The sequence below is a fragment of the Vreelandella zhanjiangensis DSM 21076 genome (assembly GCF_000377665.1).
In the GTDB taxonomy this organism is placed as follows: domain Bacteria; phylum Pseudomonadota; class Gammaproteobacteria; order Pseudomonadales; family Halomonadaceae; genus Vreelandella; species Vreelandella zhanjiangensis.
Map to the genome: position 1 here is coordinate 41,977 of NZ_KB898655.1, position 16,588 is coordinate 58,564.

At 53.9% G+C, this 16,588-nt stretch carries 16 protein-coding genes; 3 read left to right on the forward strand and 13 right to left on the reverse strand.

Annotated features, from left to right (window positions below; all coding sequences use genetic code 11):
- Positions 1-272 precede the first annotated feature (272 nt).
- Positions 273-1,211 (forward strand): LysR family transcriptional regulator, encoded by a 939-nt coding sequence (locus D467_RS0117425; protein ID WP_018918824.1) that lies wholly within the window; start codon positions 273-275, stop codon positions 1,209-1,211.
- On the opposite strand, the gene D467_RS0117430 is transcribed toward D467_RS0117425, so the two are convergent.
- Complete coding sequence (locus D467_RS0117430) at positions 1,174-2,769, reverse strand: ATP-binding protein (protein ID WP_018918825.1); 1,596 nt, start codon at positions 2,767-2,769, stop codon at positions 1,174-1,176. The genes D467_RS0117425 and D467_RS0117430 overlap by 38 nt on opposite strands.
- A gap of 17 nt (positions 2,770-2,786) precedes the next feature.
- The gene (locus D467_RS0117435; protein WP_026285828.1) at positions 2,787-3,545 is read right to left on the reverse strand and encodes a winged helix-turn-helix domain-containing protein; all 759 of its coding nucleotides are present in this window, start codon (positions 3,543-3,545) and stop codon (positions 2,787-2,789) included.
- Between the two features lie 226 nt (positions 3,546-3,771).
- Between D467_RS0117435 and D467_RS20160 the strand changes: the two genes are divergently transcribed.
- Positions 3,772-3,900, forward strand: coding sequence for a hypothetical protein (locus D467_RS20160; RefSeq protein WP_018918827.1), 129 nt, complete (start codon positions 3,772-3,774; stop codon positions 3,898-3,900).
- Between the two features lie 88 nt (positions 3,901-3,988).
- On the opposite strand, the gene D467_RS0117445 is transcribed toward D467_RS20160, so the two are convergent.
- The 6 genes from D467_RS0117445 to D467_RS0117470 form a co-directional block, all read right to left on the reverse strand.
- A complete protein-coding gene (locus D467_RS0117445; RefSeq protein WP_018918828.1) occupies positions 3,989-4,168 on the reverse strand; it encodes a PLDc N-terminal domain-containing protein in 180 nt (59 codons plus the stop codon).
- A gap of 72 nt (positions 4,169-4,240) precedes the next feature.
- On the reverse strand, positions 4,241-4,750 hold the full coding sequence (locus tag D467_RS0117450; RefSeq protein WP_018918829.1) for a retropepsin-like aspartic protease family protein: 510 nt from the start codon (positions 4,748-4,750) through the stop codon (positions 4,241-4,243).
- A 23-nt stretch (positions 4,751-4,773) separates the two neighbouring features.
- Complete coding sequence (locus D467_RS0117455) at positions 4,774-6,120, reverse strand: MFS transporter (protein ID WP_018918830.1); 1,347 nt, start codon at positions 6,118-6,120, stop codon at positions 4,774-4,776.
- A gap of 93 nt (positions 6,121-6,213) precedes the next feature.
- The gene (locus tag D467_RS19900) at positions 6,214-6,378 is read right to left on the reverse strand and encodes a hypothetical protein (RefSeq protein WP_018918831.1); all 165 of its coding nucleotides are present in this window, start codon (positions 6,376-6,378) and stop codon (positions 6,214-6,216) included.
- A 43-nt stretch (positions 6,379-6,421) separates the two neighbouring features.
- Entirely contained in the window at positions 6,422-8,047 is a 1,626-nt protein-coding gene (locus tag D467_RS0117465) for a BCCT family transporter (protein WP_018918832.1), read from the reverse strand.
- 240 nt (positions 8,048-8,287) lie between these two features.
- Positions 8,288-9,331: a PDC sensor domain-containing protein gene (locus D467_RS0117470; RefSeq protein ID WP_018918833.1), complete on the reverse strand. Its 1,044-nt coding sequence runs from the start codon at positions 9,329-9,331 to the stop codon at positions 8,288-8,290.
- A gap of 149 nt (positions 9,332-9,480) precedes the next feature.
- On the opposite strand from D467_RS0117470, the gene D467_RS0117475 reads away from it, so the two are divergent.
- Complete coding sequence (locus D467_RS0117475; RefSeq protein WP_018918834.1) at positions 9,481-9,837, forward strand: hypothetical protein; 357 nt, start codon at positions 9,481-9,483, stop codon at positions 9,835-9,837.
- Between the two features lie 76 nt (positions 9,838-9,913).
- Here D467_RS0117475 and D467_RS0117480 read toward each other — a convergent pair whose 3' ends face one another.
- From D467_RS0117480 to trmB, 5 genes are all read right to left on the reverse strand, one after another.
- Positions 9,914-10,807, reverse strand: a complete 894-nt coding sequence (locus D467_RS0117480) for an AEC family transporter (protein WP_018918835.1) — start codon at positions 10,805-10,807, stop codon at positions 9,914-9,916.
- 123 nt (positions 10,808-10,930) lie between these two features.
- Positions 10,931-13,885 (reverse strand): bifunctional [glutamate--ammonia ligase]-adenylyl-L-tyrosine phosphorylase/[glutamate--ammonia-ligase] adenylyltransferase, encoded by a 2,955-nt coding sequence (gene glnE, locus D467_RS0117490; RefSeq protein ID WP_018918837.1) that lies wholly within the window; start codon positions 13,883-13,885, stop codon positions 10,931-10,933.
- 28 nt (positions 13,886-13,913) lie between these two features.
- Complete coding sequence (locus tag D467_RS0117495; RefSeq protein WP_018918838.1) at positions 13,914-14,285, reverse strand: diacylglycerol kinase; 372 nt, start codon at positions 14,283-14,285, stop codon at positions 13,914-13,916.
- A 33-nt stretch (positions 14,286-14,318) separates the two neighbouring features.
- Positions 14,319-15,791: a D-alanyl-D-alanine carboxypeptidase/D-alanyl-D-alanine endopeptidase gene (gene dacB / locus D467_RS0117500; RefSeq protein ID WP_018918839.1), complete on the reverse strand. Its 1,473-nt coding sequence runs from the start codon at positions 15,789-15,791 to the stop codon at positions 14,319-14,321.
- Positions 15,792-15,840: 49 nt separating this feature from the next.
- Positions 15,841-16,506 (reverse strand): tRNA (guanine(46)-N(7))-methyltransferase TrmB, encoded by a 666-nt coding sequence (trmB, locus tag D467_RS0117505; RefSeq protein ID WP_026285829.1) that lies wholly within the window; start codon positions 16,504-16,506, stop codon positions 15,841-15,843.
- Positions 16,507-16,588: the final 82 nt, after the last annotated feature.

Here is a 16,588-nt window from a genome sequence, read left to right on the forward strand (position 1 = left end):
AGCGGGGCTTTTTCTCTCAGTTACTTTTTCTCTCAGTTATCGTGATGAATTCCTGATATTAACCCGTGCGTGCCTATATCCTCTCCTTCAGACATCCCTCCAGTAAGTTTTCAGCATTTTACCGTTCGGCGGGTCACCGATACGCACATAGCCGAGAATATGAGAAACTGTCATGATGAAACCCTTTAACGTGAATAATTTCACGCAGCCTGAACAAGGCCCAACGATGAACCCAACCACCGTTTTAATAAACCACGTGAAAGTTGACCACCATGATTGAGCTGCGCCATTTACGCACACTGCTCGCCCTACGTGAAACAGGCTCACTGGTCGAGGCGGCTGAACGCGTTCATCTTACTCAGTCGGCCCTTTCTCACCAGTTAAAAGATCTGGAAGGCCGGGTTAACAGCCCGTTATTTGTACGCAAAACGCGCCCTGTCGAGTTCACCCGTGCGGGCTTACGGCTGCTAACGTTAGCCGACCAGATTCTTCCCGAGGTGCGTAAAGCCGAGCGTGACGTGGCGCGACTGGCGGGAACAGAGCAGGGCCGGCTGCATATGGCAATCGAATGCCATAGCTGCTTTCAATGGCTGATGCCGACAGTGGACTACTTTCGCGACCACTGGCCGGAAGTGGAAATTGATATTCCCAGCGGCCACCACTTTGACCCACTGCCGGCTCTGGCCCGCGAGCAGCTGGATCTAGTGATCACCGCCGATCCGCAGCCGCTAGATGGCGTGCACTATGCGCCGTTGTTTCGGTACGAAGGGTTACTCGCGGTAGCGCGTCAGCACGACTATGCCGACCGGGTCTTTATTGAGCCCCAGGCGCTGGCCAACCAAACGCTGATTACCTATCCCGTTGAGCAGGCCCGCCTGGATGTGTTTACCCAATTTTTGGATCCGGCCAATGTGCGCCCTCAAGAGATCCGCACGGCCGAGCTAACCATCATGATGATGCAGCTGGTGGCCAGCGGGCGTGGCGTATGCTCCCTGCCGAACTGGGCACTGACAGAATATCTGGAGCGGGATTACGTCAAGGCCGTCAAGCTGGGGGAGCAAGGTATCTGGAGTACGTTGTACGCCGCCGTTCGCGAAGAGACGCTTGAGGCTCCCTGGATGCAGGATTTTCTGCGTACCGCCCGGGAAACATCGTTTGCCGTGCTAGCCGGGATCAAGCCAGCGGCTCACGACGAGGAACCAGCAGCGTAAAACGGGCGCCGCCTAGCGTAGGGCTGGTATCGACGGTAACGCTGCCCCCATGTCCTGCCATGATTTTCTGCACGATGGAAAGTCCTAAACCGTAGCCTCCGAGGCTCCTCGCTCGGCTGTCGTCCAGGCGGGTAAACGGTTTAAAGACCTCTACACGCGCGTCTGCGGGTATACCGGGGCCATCATCCTCGACATCAATGCGTACCAGCTGTGCTTCGCTCCAGAGCCGAATGGTGATGTGTTTTTTCCCGTAACGGCAGGCATTGCTTACCAGGTTCTGCAGTGCCCGCTGTAAATAACGCGGCTCGGCCAAAAGTTCGATATCAGGGCCGTCAGTCAGCTCGATGGTCAGACCTTCATGTAGCGGCGCCAACGTATCGATCACCCGTTCGGCCATGGCGCGGCAGTCCACCAGCGCCATTTCAAGCTCGGCGCCATTTACCGTTTCACCACCTAAACGGGCATAGGTAAGAATTTCATCAACGAGTTCATCAAGCTCTGCAATATCGGCGTCAATACCCTGTAACTGGCGCCGAATCGCTGGCTGATCGGTCATGTCCTCGACCATTTGTACAGCAAAACGAATACGGGCGACCGGCGTGCGCAGTTCATGGGAAACGGCGCGAATCATCTCTTGCTGACCACGTAGCAGAGTTTGCACCTGACTTGCCATACCGTTAAAGGCCATGCCCAAACGACCTAGTGAGTCGTCACTCTCGACTTTCACACGAGTCTCAAGCCTGCCGCTGGCAATGCGGGTAGCAGCAAGCTCCAGACGCGCCATTCTTGTCTCTATGCGGCGCATAATCAGATAGATGATTAAACACAGCACTGCCATGGCTCCGAGTAACAGCGGTAGCTGTAAATTCATCGGTAGCGTATCGCCACGTGTAATAGGCCCAGCCAACAGCCACGTGCTTGAATTAGGCAATTGGTAAAGCAGGCTAATGGAGAGCTTTTCAGATGACAGCAGGGTTATTACGTTGCCCATCGCCAGCTGGCCTTGCTGCTTGGAGGTTAAATGATCTGGCAGGGTATGCAGCAGAGACAGCGGCCAGCTGCCGGAGCGTAGCGTCGCCAGAGCGGCCTCGTGCTCCTCCGTCGGCAGTGTTGTCAACCATTCACCAAGCAGCAGCATGCTGCCTTGCCACTGGCGCTCGCTCCAGGCGGGCAAGGACGCTTCCAGCAGCCACTCATCACCAGGCACTCGCTGGCGCAAGCGCCACGGGTCATCGGTCACTAATACGCTGCCGCGCTCAATGCGCTTGCTGGCAAAGTAACCCAGCTTTACCTCGCTGATACGTCGCAGGGTAAGCTGCATGCCGAGGCGCTCGGTAAAACGGCCTATCAGCAAGCCGCGCTCGTCTTCGCTAACTTCGCCAAGCTGATGGGTCATCAGCGACATGGGCAAGGCTACAAGCTGCTCGCGGTAATCTTCCCGGCGCACTTGTTCAATAAATGAGCGACCGCCTAGTGCGATTAACAACACGGCACACAGCGCCAGGCCCAGCAGTAAATAGAATTTAAAAAATGAGCTATGGCTAAGCAGCTGCCGCATCGAACGTACCCTTAATATCAACTATCTTTCACGAATAGATAGCCTTTGCTGCGTACCGTCTTTATGCGGTGTGGCTGGTTGGGATCATCTCCCACTTTGGGCCGAATACGCGATACACGTACGTCGATGGAACGGTCCTGCCCATCGTATTTAATACCGCGCAGATCGTTGAAGATCTCTTCGCGGGTCAATACCCGGCCAGCATTGCGCGCTAATAGCCATAGAAGATCAAATTCAGCGCTGGTCAGGTCAATACGCTCACCGCCCAGCCACGCTTCACGCGTCGCATTGTCAATCTCCAGGTTATCAAAGCGTAGGCGCATTTCACCGTTGGGCGCGGGGCCATCGGCGCGGCGCAGCAACGCGCGCATGCGGGCAAGCAGTACACGAGGCTGAACGGGCTTGGGCACATAGTCATCAGCCCCCATTTCTAAACCAAGTATCTGGTCAAGATCATCGGTGCGCGCCGTCAGCATCATGATGGGGCCTGCAAAATTAGGCCGTACCCGACGACAGATTGACAGGCCATCCTCACCCGGCAGCATCAGATCCAAAATAACCAAATCTGGCTGAAGGGTAAGAATGCGGTCCATGCCTTTAGCCCCATCGGCCTCTAGCGTGACCTGAAAACCGTTAGCTTCCAGATAATCCCGAGTGAGTTCTGCCAAACGCTTGTCATCTTCAATGATCAGAATATGATCCTGATCAGAATATTCAGGCATGACCGTTTCCTGTGACCCAAGCGCCTGAAATTGCTCTTCTAAGTGGTTTACCATCTTATCCATCACTCCGCTTAGGCAGTTTATAATTTATCCACTTACCCACTATCAAACTGGCGACTGTCATTTACTTACACAATACCTTAAAACCCAAGGGACACTCGCTCTTAACGTTGTACGCTATTACTTATGTTCAGTCGCTCTTTGCCTCGCTTGATTCTTCCAACACAGAGGACTAATGTAACAAAACAAACTGTCGACAACCTGACAGGAGGAGTGAGCAATGACTGACGACAAAGCTAAAAGCGTTATTAAGCGTGTTTATGTTCCGACCCAGGTGCGTGACTTGCCCAACGGGGAAAAATTAAAAATTCCCGGTCACTATAAAGCACCCCCAAGTCGCGAAAAATAGCGTGTAAAAGTACATTCTAATAAAAAAGGCAGGCGCCAAGCCTGCCTTTTTTTTAATACAAATTATCGTGTCACGTTACTTACTGTTGCTAACCCTTGGGCCCGAACAGTAGCCATACAATTAAGCCTACCAAGGGGAAGATCAGCAACCCCAGGATCCACAGCAGTTTTGCCAGACCACCTGCTGAGCTCTTTGCTACTTTCACAATGGCCCAAACCAAAATAATGAGCCAAATTAATCCTAACAATCCACCGACTTCAATACCCATAGCAACTCCTTAGCCTGTTGGCATCCATGTGCTTTTAGCTAAGCACATCAACGCGATATGCACAAGCACCGGTTACGAATCGGGCAGGCTCAAGACCATCTCCCCGCTACGTATTTCAATATTCAGAAGGTGCAGAAAACTCATCCCCAACAGCACCGTATCGTGCTCCATCCCAGGGCTGATAGAACCCGGCACATTGCTGATCTTGATCCCGCCCAGCATGACTTCATCCAACTGTGTAAGGCTTCCTTGTACTCGGCCATTGGCGGTATTAAACCAGGCCGTGCGCCCCCGATTAAGCCCTAATTGCGCCGCCAGTTCATCTGAAACGGCCACATAGGTTGCGCCGGTATCAAGTAAAAAGGTCACCGGCTCACCGTTAATCTCGCCAGGCGCTTCAAAGTGCCCGGAGCGGTTACGCTTTAACGTAACGGGGCCGCCCTCAGACGAGGTCTGCGCAATATGCGCATTAGGGTTGAGTATCTGCTCCATCCCCCCATCAAGCCACCACGTTCCCAAGCCGATTAACAGTACCCAAAAAAGCAGCATCATTACGATGCCACCACGCTGTCTTGTTTGCATGAGTTGCCCCTCGCTTTCAGCGTTTACGCGTTTTCCCAAGCGATAGCGGCGTCACGCCCTCGGCGCTCGTTAACGTTCGCACAAATCAGCATCGCTATAACAAAAAGCCCTACACATAAGAGAATAGACGCCTGTAGACCAATAATGGTTTGCAACACCCCCAGCATCACGATCCCCAGCACGCCCGCCAATTTATTGGCCAGCCCCCAGAAGCCAAAAAACTCGGCCGATTTTGCAAGCGGTGAAAATACGCCTACCAAGGCCCGGCTCGCCGATTGGCTGGAACCCAGACTGAGCCCCGCCAAACAGCCTACTGCCAAGAACACGTGCTGGGCTTGCCACTGCCAGTCAAACCGCGCATTTGCCCAGGCGGTAATTTCAGGTGTTGCCCAAATGGCAATAATCGCCACTACCCACAGCCCCAGCGTCATCTGATAGGTATGCTTGGCGCCTAACCGATCCTGAAGCCACCCAAATCCCAATGCCCCTGCCGCGGCCGTTATCTGGACGATGATAAACATGATATTACGCACGCTTTCGTCCCACCCAATCACCTGGGCACCGTAAATAAACGCAAACGCAATAATGATGTATACCCCCGCCATGGAGAACAGCAGCGAGACCAAAAATACCGTTAAGTCTTTAAAATAGCGCAGTTCCCGCATGGTCGACCGAACGCGCTGGTGAGCAATGCGCCAGTACGCAACGCCAGAGGGTTGCGGCGTACCGCGCTCTTTCAGCCATAAAAACGTGGGGATGGCAGTAATTAGAAAAAAGCCCGCGGCAAAGGGCCCGACCCAACGTATGCGCTCAAAGTTTTCCGCCGTTGCTTCCCCCAGCACCACCAGGGTAAATCCCGCCGCAAAGAGCCCACCTATATATCCAAGCGACCAGCCAAATCCTGAAATCTTACCCAGCTTTTCAGGTGGGCCAAGCTCGGGTAAAAAAGCGGCAATAAAGGATTCGCCCATGGAGTAGGCGTAGTTGGATAGCACTATCAGGATAAGTCCCATCACCACATAGCCCGGCTCCACAAAGTAAAGCATTGCGGTAGTGGCTACCGTTGCCAAATAGCTAAACAGTAGAAAGCGCTTTTTTTCAGCCCGGTAATCCATCACCGCCCCACTCAGCGGAGCTGTTACCACTACCATTAGATAGCTGATCGCAAGCGCCAGACTCCATAGAAAGTTGGCCAGCCGAAACCCATCGCCTCGGTCACCGACGATCACGGTGGTAAACAGCTCGCCAAACACGACCGTGATAATCAGCAGGGTGTACGCCTGGTTCGCGAAATCAAACATTGCCCAACCGAAAATTTCGCGGCGTGAGGCATAAGAAGCATCGGCCTTAACAGGCTTATTTAGCACCATGAGGATCTCTCTTAAGAGGTCGAAAAGAGACGACGAAAGCAAACGCCCGGCGTATATAGCCGGGCGCTTGCTCTAGCGTTACAACAGGTTGGCCTACAAAAGCCAATGTGCCAACACGGCAGATAAACCGACCACCAGCGCCGTTACCACAGCGACCGTTACCACCCGATCCAGCCAGCGGTCTAACCACCGGTCAACCGATGCCTTCTTGGGCTGGCGCCGCGTAGCACCGTGCCGCCCTTGCCGCGCCATCAGCATCCTCGCTCCATGTGTCTGCTCCTGAAGGCCTGATTAAGTTCATCTAGCGATTAATGCGTCGATTAATAACGTTGGGCGCACGACGTAGTCGCTCCTCTTCGCCCATCTGCTCAGCTTCAAAGGCGTCAGCACCCACGGGCGTTTCACCGTGACGACGATAAAGCTGCGTCAGCATGGCCTTACGATCAGCGCGTAGCTCACGCACCAGCACGATAACCATCATATACAGAATAAAGGTAAACGGTAGTGCCGAAAGCACCGCCGCCGATTGAAGCCCTGAAAGACCGCCAGCCACAATCAGTGTCAAGCAGATGGCGGCGATCAATACCCCCCAGATAACGCGCTTATAAAGCGGTGGGTTAATCGAACCATTATCGGTCATTTGTGCCACGATATACGAGGCCGAGTCCGCCGATGTCACCAGGAAAATAAAGATGAGCATCATGGCAACCACCGAAAGCACGCCGGAGAACGGCATCAGGTCAAACATCGCAAATAACGCTACCGTAATATTGTCCTGAGTAGCGGCCGCCAGCCCAATATTATCTCCATTAAGCTCCATGTTAAGCGCCGCGCCACCGAACACCCCGATCCACAGGCAGGCCAGCAGCGGCGGCACTAACAATACGCCAAACACATACTCTTTGATGGTACGTCCACGTGATACACGAGCAATGAATGTGCCGACAAACGGTGACCAGGCAATTACCCAGGCCCAATAGAAAATCGTCCAGCTGCTCGCCCATTCATTGTCGCTATACGGCGAAATACGCAGGCTCATACCGATGAAGTTTTGCAGGTAATCGCCAATCCCCAGCGTAATGGTTTCCAGAATGGCAATCGTAGGCCCGGTTACCAGTACATAGACCATTAAACCAATACACAGCGCCATATTAAGGTTTGAAAGGCGCTTAATGCCTTTATCAAGTCCTGACCAGGTCGATGCCATATACGCGCAGAACATCACAAATAAAATAACGAATTGCCAAAACCCATTTTCAGGCAGGCCAAAGACGGCATTCAAGCCGCCATTCATTTGTAATACCCCAAGGCCTAGCGAGGTAGCCACCCCCATCACAGTGGCAACCACCGCGAAGACATCCAGCCACGCAGCATAAGGGCGTAGACGAGGTTTTTTTGCCGTTACTGATGAAAGCACCGACGATACAAGCCCCGCCTGGCCTTTACGAAACTGGAAATAGGCGATGATTAAGCCAACCACGGAGAACGCGGCCCACTGGTGGATGCCCCAGTTAAAATAGCTGTATTGAATCGCATAGCGTGCTGCGGCCTGTGTCTCTGCGGTCACGTCACCGTAAGGCGGCTCAATATAGTGCGTCATGGGCTCAGCCATGCCATAAAATACTAGCCCCACGCCAAATCCGGCGGCCAGCAGCATACTGATCCATGAAAAGAAGCTGTAGTTGGGCGTGCTGTCCTGTGGCCCTAAGCGTACCTTTCCATATTTGCTGAACGCCAAGCCGAATAGAAACACTACAAAGCCAAACACCGAAAACAGATAAAACCAGCCGAATAGTCGAGTAACAGTGCCTAATGCCGTTTCAGCGGCGCTCGCGAAACCTTCTGGAAAGGCCGCCCCCACCACTACCAAGCTGAAAATAATGACGGTCGATGCAATAAATACCGACTTTCCTCCATGATTTGCCATACCCCCTCCCTTAAATAAGCATTCGATCTGAAACTGAGCACAAACTTGTATAACCCTAGCGGCTTAACGGCGTTTATGTACAGTCTTCGTCTCATTTAAGAAGCAAATGCAAATTAAGCATGTCTACCAATATGATTCAAAACATATCTGGTAGGTATATTGGAAGGCGACTCTCCACGTTCACTGCACCAAAACAGGGAGACCTGGCTTGTTCAGAGGCGTAAAAGCACCCCTTTGGTGCTAAACGCTGCGTTTCATTGAAGCATCGTCAAGGCAGTATTCCACGACTCCCAGCCAGCCTAAACCACGATAGGTTTCATATCCCGGCGTTTCAGCAAAGCTTACCAAACGGCCTTCATCTTGATAGTAACCACGTACTTCATTTTTGCGCTGTAACGGATAGCGGCTGCCAACTGCCTGTTGCTGCGTATCCGCGATAATCCGATAATCTGAATCCAAAAGCATGATACGGCTCAATGCACGCTCTTCTTGCGTCAAGCCCACGCCTTCGACCACTGCTTTTGCCTGAGGCGTCCAGTCAAAGAAAATCCCCAAAACGCCGGTCACGGCGCCGTTACTTTTACCGCCCGCCCGAATCGCCGTGGCGTATGTGGCAACTGATGCATCATCCAATAGAGAGTTTTGTTCCACATCGCTCACGACAAAAGCGTCACCATCAGTGGTTTTCATGGCCCGCTTGAACCAAGCAGTATCCGCCACATTTTTGCCTTTGACCCCTGGGTAACGGTCAGGCCGACCACTGGTGATGATGTTGCCCTTTGTATCCACGACCCACAGATCAAGATAGACCGTATACGAGCGCAGAATGGTCGCCAGGCGCAGGCTTGCGTAGTCACAGCGCGCTGTACTGGGCTCTGCAACGGCATCAACCATCGCACTGTCTGTCGCCCACCAGCGCACGTCACACGAACGCTCAAATAAATTACGGTCAATAATCTCGACGGCATTTAGGGCGATATCGGTGAAGCGCTGCCCGCGAAAGTCGTTCACCATACTGGTGCCTGCAGTTTCGATGCTTTCAGTGTGCTGCTCCACCTGATGACGAAAATCACGGGCAATTTCACTGATTCCGCCGGATACGCGACCCATTTCCTGCGCCACCACTGAAAATGCGGCCCCACTGCTTCCCGCGCGAGCCGCCTCAATCCGCGCATTCAAGGTTAATATCTCGGTTTGCTGCATGATTTTTTCGATCATGCCGATTTTTTCCCGAGTAATGGTGGCGATATCGTAAGCAATTTTTAAGACGTTGTTATCTTGCATGAGCGTTCCTTTTGTTAGGCGGTTCAAGGCAACCCACCTTCCCCTAGTAGTTACAAAGCAAGATATGCGCCAGCTCTCAGTGAACTTGCCTGGTTAACGACGTTCCAATAACTGTGTTCCAATAGGGACAAACGACGATGGAGGCTCTTATGCCACAGATGAATCGCAACCAACGCAATGCCGCCTGGCAAGCTGCTAATCAGTGGCGCGCCCGCGCTGCACAGTCACAACCTACCGGGTTGATGGGCAGCTTGAAGCTACTTTTAACGTGGCTGGCATTTGGTGTATTGATGGTGGTTGGCGTAGTGTTCGGCCTGTTTTTTCTTTTGATTGGCTGGGCCATGATGCCGTTTGTACGCCATAAGATGAAAAAGCGCATGGAGCAGATGCGTGCAGATCAAGCTCAAGATATTGGCGGAGGTTATGCCGAACCTCAATCACGCCAACCCCCGCAGGATGCCTTAGAAGGTAGCTTTGAAGTAAAAGAGCAAACATCTCGCGATTAAGGCCATTTACTTTTAGTGTTTTTACCTGCCTTTTCTATATTACCTATCAATGGCTTACATTACTGATACGCCGCCTTTAAAGCGGCGCATACACCCATGTAAAAGCAGCCGCTAAAATGAGCGGCATCACGATTAGACTACCCAAGTTACCGATCAGCACCAGCGAGGCGACTTTCTGCGGTGCGAGCTTAAACTGCTCGGCGACCAGATAATTTAATACCGCAGGCGGTAGCGCGGAAAAAATCAGCAGCACCGCGGTTTGTAGAGGATTCAGTGGCAGTAACCACATTAATGGCAGGGCAATGATCAACCCTGAAAGCGGGCACAGTATCGCCCCCAGCAGCCCCGTTCGCCAGTCGCTGAAATCCACCTCAAGTAGCCGAACACCCAGGGCAAACAGCATTAACGGAATGCTTACTCCGCCCAGCATATGCATGGCTTCCAGCAGCCACCCCGGCAGCAGCACACCGCTCATATTGATTAAAAGCCCAGCCAGACTAGCCGCTACAATCGGCATACGCAGGATATGCCACATCGAGGTGCGCGGATTTATCATGTAAAGGCCTACCGAAAAATGCAGCACCATTTCTACGATAAAGATCACCACCGCCGCGGGTAAAGCTGCCTCACCAAAGGCCAGTACCAGTAACGGCACCCCCATATTGCCCGTGTTATTGAACATCATGGGTGGCAAGAAGGTTTTTATATCCAACTTTAGCCAAGTCGCCAACGGCCAAAGTATCAGCCCCGACCCCAATACAACGGCGGCAGCGGCGAAGGCAAGCCATGCGTAATCGGCAAGCGGCGCCTGGCGGTCCGCTAATACCGCGAATACTAATAGTGGAACGAACAGTTCCATATTCAGAGTATTCAGGCTGCGAATATCGGGCGTCCGAAAGCGCCTGTAAGCCGCTCCACAGCCTGAAATCAAAAACACCGGTAGCAGTGTTGCCAGAATATGCGCAGTCATGCGCCCCACCTCAACCAACGCCTGTGCATTGCCCTGCCTCATTGTTTTTATTGACCATGCTGTTATTACTTACCCTGTTTTTGATTGCGCCGTTATGGATCTCGTTACTGGCTATGCGTAACGCTAAGGTTCCAGAAAGCGCTGCCATAACGCGTTGACTGCCGTGCGATGCTCTTTAAAATCGTCGGCCTTGCCAATCGCTTTTTCACCGGTAAGTGCTGCGCGGTGGGTACGGCTACGGTAGGCCAGATAGGCGTCTTTTAGCTGCTCGGCTTCCTGTGAGGGTAAGTGCCCACTGTCAGCCAACGTTTCTAAAATACGGATATTATCGCTGTAGGTCTGCAATGCCGGCGTCTGATTAGTAAGTGCTAACACCGCGTACTGGCAGAGAAACTCAATATCGACCATGCCGCCCGCGTCGTGCTTGAGATTAAAACCGCTCTCCTGAGATTTACTGCCAAGGTGGTCGCGCATCTTATGGCGCATCTTGACAACATCATCGCGTAAGGCGGGAATCTCTCGCTTGCGGCTTAATATATCGCCCCGCACCTGATCAAACCGTTTGGCAAGCGCGCGGCTACCGGCCACTACCCGAGCGCGGACCAGCGCCTGATGCTCCCAGGTCCAGGCATTCTGCTGCTGGTAATCGGCGAAGGCATCAAGCGAGGTAACCAATAACCCTGCATTGCCTGAAGGACGTAAGCGCATATCCACCTCATACAGACTGCCCGCCGGTGTCACGGCGGTTAGCAGATGAATAATCCGCTGGCCCAACCGGGTGAAAAACAGCGGCGTTTCAATCGGCCGCGGGCCGTCGGTGGTGCCTTTACCATCGCTATCATGTAGAAAAACCAGATCCAGATCAGAGCCATATCCAAGCTCGATTCCCCCCAACTTGCCGTAGCCGATAATCAGAAAGGCCGGCTCGCCAGCATCTAATCCCTCCGGCACACCGTGTTTACGGGTCACGTGCTTCCAAGCCATCACCAGAACGGCGTCCAGGATTACTTCTGCGATATAGGTTAAGTAATCGCTTACTTTCATTAGATGACGCGTGCCCGCAACATCTGAGGCGGCCACATGGAGCATTTGGGCATGTTTAAACACACGTAGTGCCTCTAACTGCGCTTCTTCGTCATCTTCTGGAATCCGGTTGAGGGTTTGGCGCAGCTCATCGGCCAGGCGTGTTTTATCAGCGGGGGTATACAGGGTTTCAGGGGTTAATAGCTCATCAAGCAGAATGGGATAGCGAGCCAGCTGTGTGGCAATCCAGGGGCTTGCCGCGCATAGGTGCATCAGGTGCTCAAGGGCCTGGGGGTTTTCACGCAGCAGCGCCAGGTAAGCGGTACGTCGCAGTACCGACTCAATCAGTGGCTGCACACGCGAAAGCGCGGTATCCGGCGTATCGTTTTCAGCCACGGCGGCCAGTAAAAGCGGCATAAGTGCGTCAAGGCGCTCAAAACCGATCCTCTGCATGCTTTGTACCTGGCGCGATTGATACAGACTCTGCAGGCGTTTAAGGACTTTTTCCGGTTCGGCGAATCCCGAGTCGCTCAAGTAGGCAATGGCCTCATCCTGTTCCAGCTCATTGCGCCAGATTAACCGCCATTGAGCAGGTGCCAAGCGGCTATCATCGTTGGCGTCCTGTGCTTCCTCTTCCGGGTCGGCGATCACCGCATCAAAATGCTGGCGCACACGTTCGCGCACCTTATCAAGCTGCTCGACAAAATGCGCCCAGCTTGCATAGCCCATGGCAAAGGCGACGCGGGCCTGATCAGACTCATCGGTAGGCAGCATTTGCGTCTGGCGATCTTCAAGGGCCTGGATCACATGCTCGATATCACGCAGAAAAGCGTAGTCAGGTAGCAGCTCATCGACTACCGCCTGAGGCAGCAGGCCCAGTTCCGGCAGGCGTGTTAAGGCCGTCTGTAATGAGGTCACCTGCAGTTCGGTGTCACGGCCGCCACGAATCAGTTGGAATGCCTGAACCACGAACTCCACTTCGCGAATACCGCCAGGGCCGAGCTTGATATTGCTCTGCATGCCCTTGCGCTTCACTTCGCGGTTAATCATGGCTTTTAACTCGCGCAGCGACTCAATAGCACCAAAATCAAGGTAACGCCGATACACAAACGGACGTAGGCTTGTCAATAGCTCAAAGCCTGCGTCTATATCGCCGGCTACCGGGCGGGCCTTGAGCATGGCGTAGCGTTCCCACTCGCGCCCCTGATCCTGGTAATAGCTTGAAAGCATGGCAAAGCTGCCCACCAGCGGGCCGCCATCGCCGAGCGGGCGTAAGCGCATATCCACCCGAAACACAAAGCCATCGGCCGTCATCGCGTCCAGGGCGGCAATCAGCTTTTGCCCCAGCTTGGTGAAATACTCCTGATGCTCTAGCGGCTTACGTCCGCCCTGAGTGTCGCCCTTTTCCGGAAACGCAAAAATCAGGTCGATGTCAGACGATAGGTTCAGCTCGCCCGCACCCAGCTTGCCCATGCCCAGCACGACTAAGCGTTGGGGCGCGCCATCGGCACGCGCAGCGGGCAATCCCCAGCGAGGTGCATAAAACGTTTCAAGCCAGCCTAGTGCCGCCTCCAGACAAATTTCGGCGAGCTGGGAAACCGCCTGCGCGGTGTCCCACATGGTGTAATCATCAGGACGGTTCAAGTCCCGCCACACAATTCCCAACATGCGGGCGCGCCTAAAACGGCGTAATGCGCGCTGCAGCGCCGCTTCATCTTCAGCGCTTTCCAGGGTGTTTTGCAGCCACTGCTGCTGGTCATTGCGTGCAGGGGCGGCCTCAAGTTCACCGGTCGCGTCGAGCTCTTCTAACCATTGGGGATAGCGCGTAAGCGTATCCAGCGCAAAAGTGGATACGCTCAGCACTTTTGCCAACGCCTCACGACGTGACGGAGATAGCTCCTCCCAACTCGCTGAGGGCAGTGGCTGCTTGGTCATGGAGGCAACGTTGTCAGCTTGACTAAGCGCGTCGTTAAGCCGCTGGCCCGCCTTTTGCGCCACGTACTGAAGCGTTTCAGGCAGGTTTTCCAAGGGTAAAAACCTATCGTTGAGTTGCATAATCACCTCACTGCCAAACGCTGAAACGCTAGCCGAAGAATTTTTGCCAGCCCAGGAGCCCCCAGGTAAACCCGGCGATAATCAGCGACAGCATCACGGCTGCCGAGCCGATATCCTTTGCGCGCCCGGAAAGCTCATGATGCTCCGTACCGATGCGATCGACGACGTTTTCGATTGCACTATTCAAAAGCTCGACAATCAGTACGAAAAACAGGCTGCCTACCAGCAAAAGCCAGCTGATCGAATCATTACTGATCCACCAAGCAAACGGTAGCATCACCGCGGCAATACCGACCTCCTGGCGAAAGGCGGCTTCATTTCGAAACGCGGCTTTTAAACCTTTCCACGAGTAACGCGTTGAGTGCACCAAATGGGTTAAACCGGTATGCCCTGGTTTCATGCAGGTTGCCTCACCTTTTAAGCGTAGCGGAAATTAATTAGCCAAAATCATCGTGTCTAAATCGACTGATAAAGGATCAAGCACTTCAGACCAGCTTATATAAGGTGTATTACTGTTACCGTTCACGAATACGCTAAACACGCCCCACCGCCCCGATGCCGTACGAAAGTAGCCTGCCGCGGCGCGTACCGCAAAGGGCTGGTTCAACGTACCGGTCTTCAGCATCACGTTATTTTGAAACGTGGAGGAGCCACGGCGAATAAACCGCATTACGCCGTTCGCGGGCGATTGAAACGCAGCCACAAAGCTTGGAAATAGCGAACTTTGCCGATACATATCCTCCAGCATGACGTTAACCCCGTGAGCCGAGGTACGGTTTTCGGTGGTCAGCCCGCTGCCGCTATACAGCGTTAATGGCCCGTGCCCCGGCAATTGCTGGGCATAGGCCTCAATGGCTGAACCTGCCTGACGCAGCTGGGCCTGCGGGGTTTCCACCAGGTTTAAAGCCAGCACATCGGCCATGTAGTTATTGGAATAGTTCATGGTGCGTAGCAGAAGCTCTTGTAACGGCTGGCTATCCACGGCGGCTAGGCGTGCCGCACTGCTCAAAGGCTGTGTTGACGTAACACGCCATGGGTCTCTTACGTGGATACCCGCCTGATTGAGCATGCCCAAGAGTATCTGCGCGGTCTCTTCGGCGGCGTCGCCCGCACCCCGGTAAACATCCTGGGCCATCGCATTGGTCGAAATCTGCCCGGTCAAGCGCATTACATCGCCACGCTCATCGGTCACGCGCTCGGCGCTGATTTCAGTCCCGCTATTGGCTGGGCGGGTAATCACCTGATTATCGATATCAATAAGCGGCAGTTGGCTATCGCAAAGCGCCGTGCGTGCTGGCTCCCCTGGAATAGCAGAAGGCGCTACGTTGACGCACCAGCTACCAAAATTAACCCCTGCCGAGGTCAGCGGTGCGCTATAAGCATTGGTTACCCGGGAAAGCGCATTGCAGCGGTCATTGGTGATGCAGTTAACCGGGCCAAAACGCCACTGGCTGACCACTAACGCACCGTCGACTTCATTAACCCCCGCCATCTGTAAGCGCTGTACCAGGCGCCAGAGGTTTTCCGTGGTTAGCCCCGGGTCACCGCCGCCGTCAAATACCAGATCCCCACGCAGAATGCCGTTATCGATGGTGCCACTGCTGACCAGTTGGCTGGTAAAGCGGTGCTGCGGGCCAAAACGGTTTAACAATGCCGCGGCCATATAAGCTTTAGTGACCGATGCCGGGGACATTTGGCGCTCAGGATTAATGCTGCCCAACAGTGCGGGCATATTGGTATCCAGCAGACGCGCCTCGGCGCTAATTGAAAAGCCTTTTTCCTGCAACTGGCTCAACCGGCTAAAATCGGCCAATGCCGAAGCGCTGGCAGCGAAAGTGGCGGCGGCCACGCTGGCGATTAATGAACAGCGCCATTGGCGCGCTGCTGCTTTAAAGAAGTACGTCACTTTTACCTGCCTCAATGTACATTCATTTTGGAAAACACGTGCAGCATGATTACTTCCGCTCCAGCTCGACCTGCAACCGCCAGAGCGTTTGCCCGCTTTGATCGTACTTGGCTTCAAAAGGGGTTAAGTACTTACCGTCAGGCGCCCATACGCCCACTTCGGCCTGTCGTCCGGTAACTTGCGAGACCGCCAAAGCGAACTCCTCGACATAAAGCTGCCAGTTAGAGCGCAGCTCAAGGTGGCCGCCCAGCGCCAACAGTGTGGGTAAAACCGGATGCCCATGCCAGCGCATCTTTAGGTGTGCCGCTTTAGGGTACGGGTTGGGATACAGCAAATAGTGGCGTTCAGGCGCCCAGTGCGCCTGCTTCGCCAGTCTCCAGAAATCAACCAGATCCGCGCGTACCAACAGTGCATTTTCCGGCAGCGCGCCGTGGTCGCGCCCCAGACGATCTTCACTGCGATCGATCCCTATCACTGCCCGGTCGGGGAACTGCAAGGCAAGCTTTCTTGTCGAAATCCCAACGCCACAGCCTGAATCCAGGATGAGCGGAGCATTAAAAGCCTGGTACCAGTGATTAGCCTGCTCGAACGCCTGCTGAGTATGGTCAGCAATAGGCTTGCGTAGCGGATGAGCCAACGCCCGGCTTACCTGGCGTGCTAAATCATGATGAGGGCCTGGCTGATTGGAAGTAACGGGTCGAGAAGTGTACTGCATGCCATCCTCGGCTTGAAAAGAGGCGATTCTATCAGTCTCCGGCGCTTGCAGCATGACGGCGTTAGTCACCCGGTGCTATGAT

What these genes read in the sequence shown, in the direction of transcription:
- D467_RS0117450 (WP_018918829.1), bottom strand. Translation starts at nt 4,750, where the DNA reads ATGCAAACAAGACAGCGTGGTGGCATCGTAATGATGCTGCTTTTTTGG.
- D467_RS0117470 (WP_018918833.1), bottom strand. Translation starts at nt 9,331, where the DNA reads ATGCAAGATAACAACGTCTTAAAAATTGCTTACGATATCGCCACCATT.
- D467_RS20160 (WP_018918827.1), top strand. Translation starts at nt 3,772, where the DNA reads ATGACTGACGACAAAGCTAAAAGCGTTATTAAGCGTGTTTATGTTCCG.
- D467_RS0117435 (WP_026285828.1), bottom strand. Translation starts at nt 3,545, where the DNA reads ATGGTAAACCACTTAGAAGAGCAATTTCAGGCGCTTGGGTCACAGGAA.
- D467_RS0117495 (WP_018918838.1), bottom strand. Translation starts at nt 14,285, where the DNA reads ATGAAACCAGGGCATACCGGTTTAACCCATTTGGTGCACTCAACGCGT.
- D467_RS0117465 (WP_018918832.1), bottom strand. Translation starts at nt 8,047, where the DNA reads ATGGCAAATCATGGAGGAAAGTCGGTATTTATTGCATCGACCGTCATT.
- trmB (WP_026285829.1), bottom strand. Translation starts at nt 16,506, where the DNA reads ATGCAGTACACTTCTCGACCCGTTACTTCCAATCAGCCAGGCCCTCAT.
- D467_RS19900 (WP_018918831.1), bottom strand. Translation starts at nt 6,378, where the DNA reads ATGCTGATGGCGCGGCAAGGGCGGCACGGTGCTACGCGGCGCCAGCCC.
- D467_RS0117475 (WP_018918834.1), top strand. Translation starts at nt 9,481, where the DNA reads ATGCCACAGATGAATCGCAACCAACGCAATGCCGCCTGGCAAGCTGCT.
- glnE (WP_018918837.1), bottom strand. Translation starts at nt 13,885, where the DNA reads ATGCAACTCAACGATAGGTTTTTACCCTTGGAAAACCTGCCTGAAACG.
- D467_RS0117430 (WP_018918825.1), bottom strand. Translation starts at nt 2,769, where the DNA reads ATGCGGCAGCTGCTTAGCCATAGCTCATTTTTTAAATTCTATTTACTG.
- D467_RS0117425 (WP_018918824.1), top strand. Translation starts at nt 273, where the DNA reads ATGATTGAGCTGCGCCATTTACGCACACTGCTCGCCCTACGTGAAACA.
- D467_RS0117480 (WP_018918835.1), bottom strand. Translation starts at nt 10,807, where the DNA reads ATGACTGCGCATATTCTGGCAACACTGCTACCGGTGTTTTTGATTTCA.
- D467_RS0117455 (WP_018918830.1), bottom strand. Translation starts at nt 6,120, where the DNA reads ATGGTGCTAAATAAGCCTGTTAAGGCCGATGCTTCTTATGCCTCACGC.
- D467_RS0117445 (WP_018918828.1), bottom strand. Translation starts at nt 4,168, where the DNA reads ATGGGTATTGAAGTCGGTGGATTGTTAGGATTAATTTGGCTCATTATT.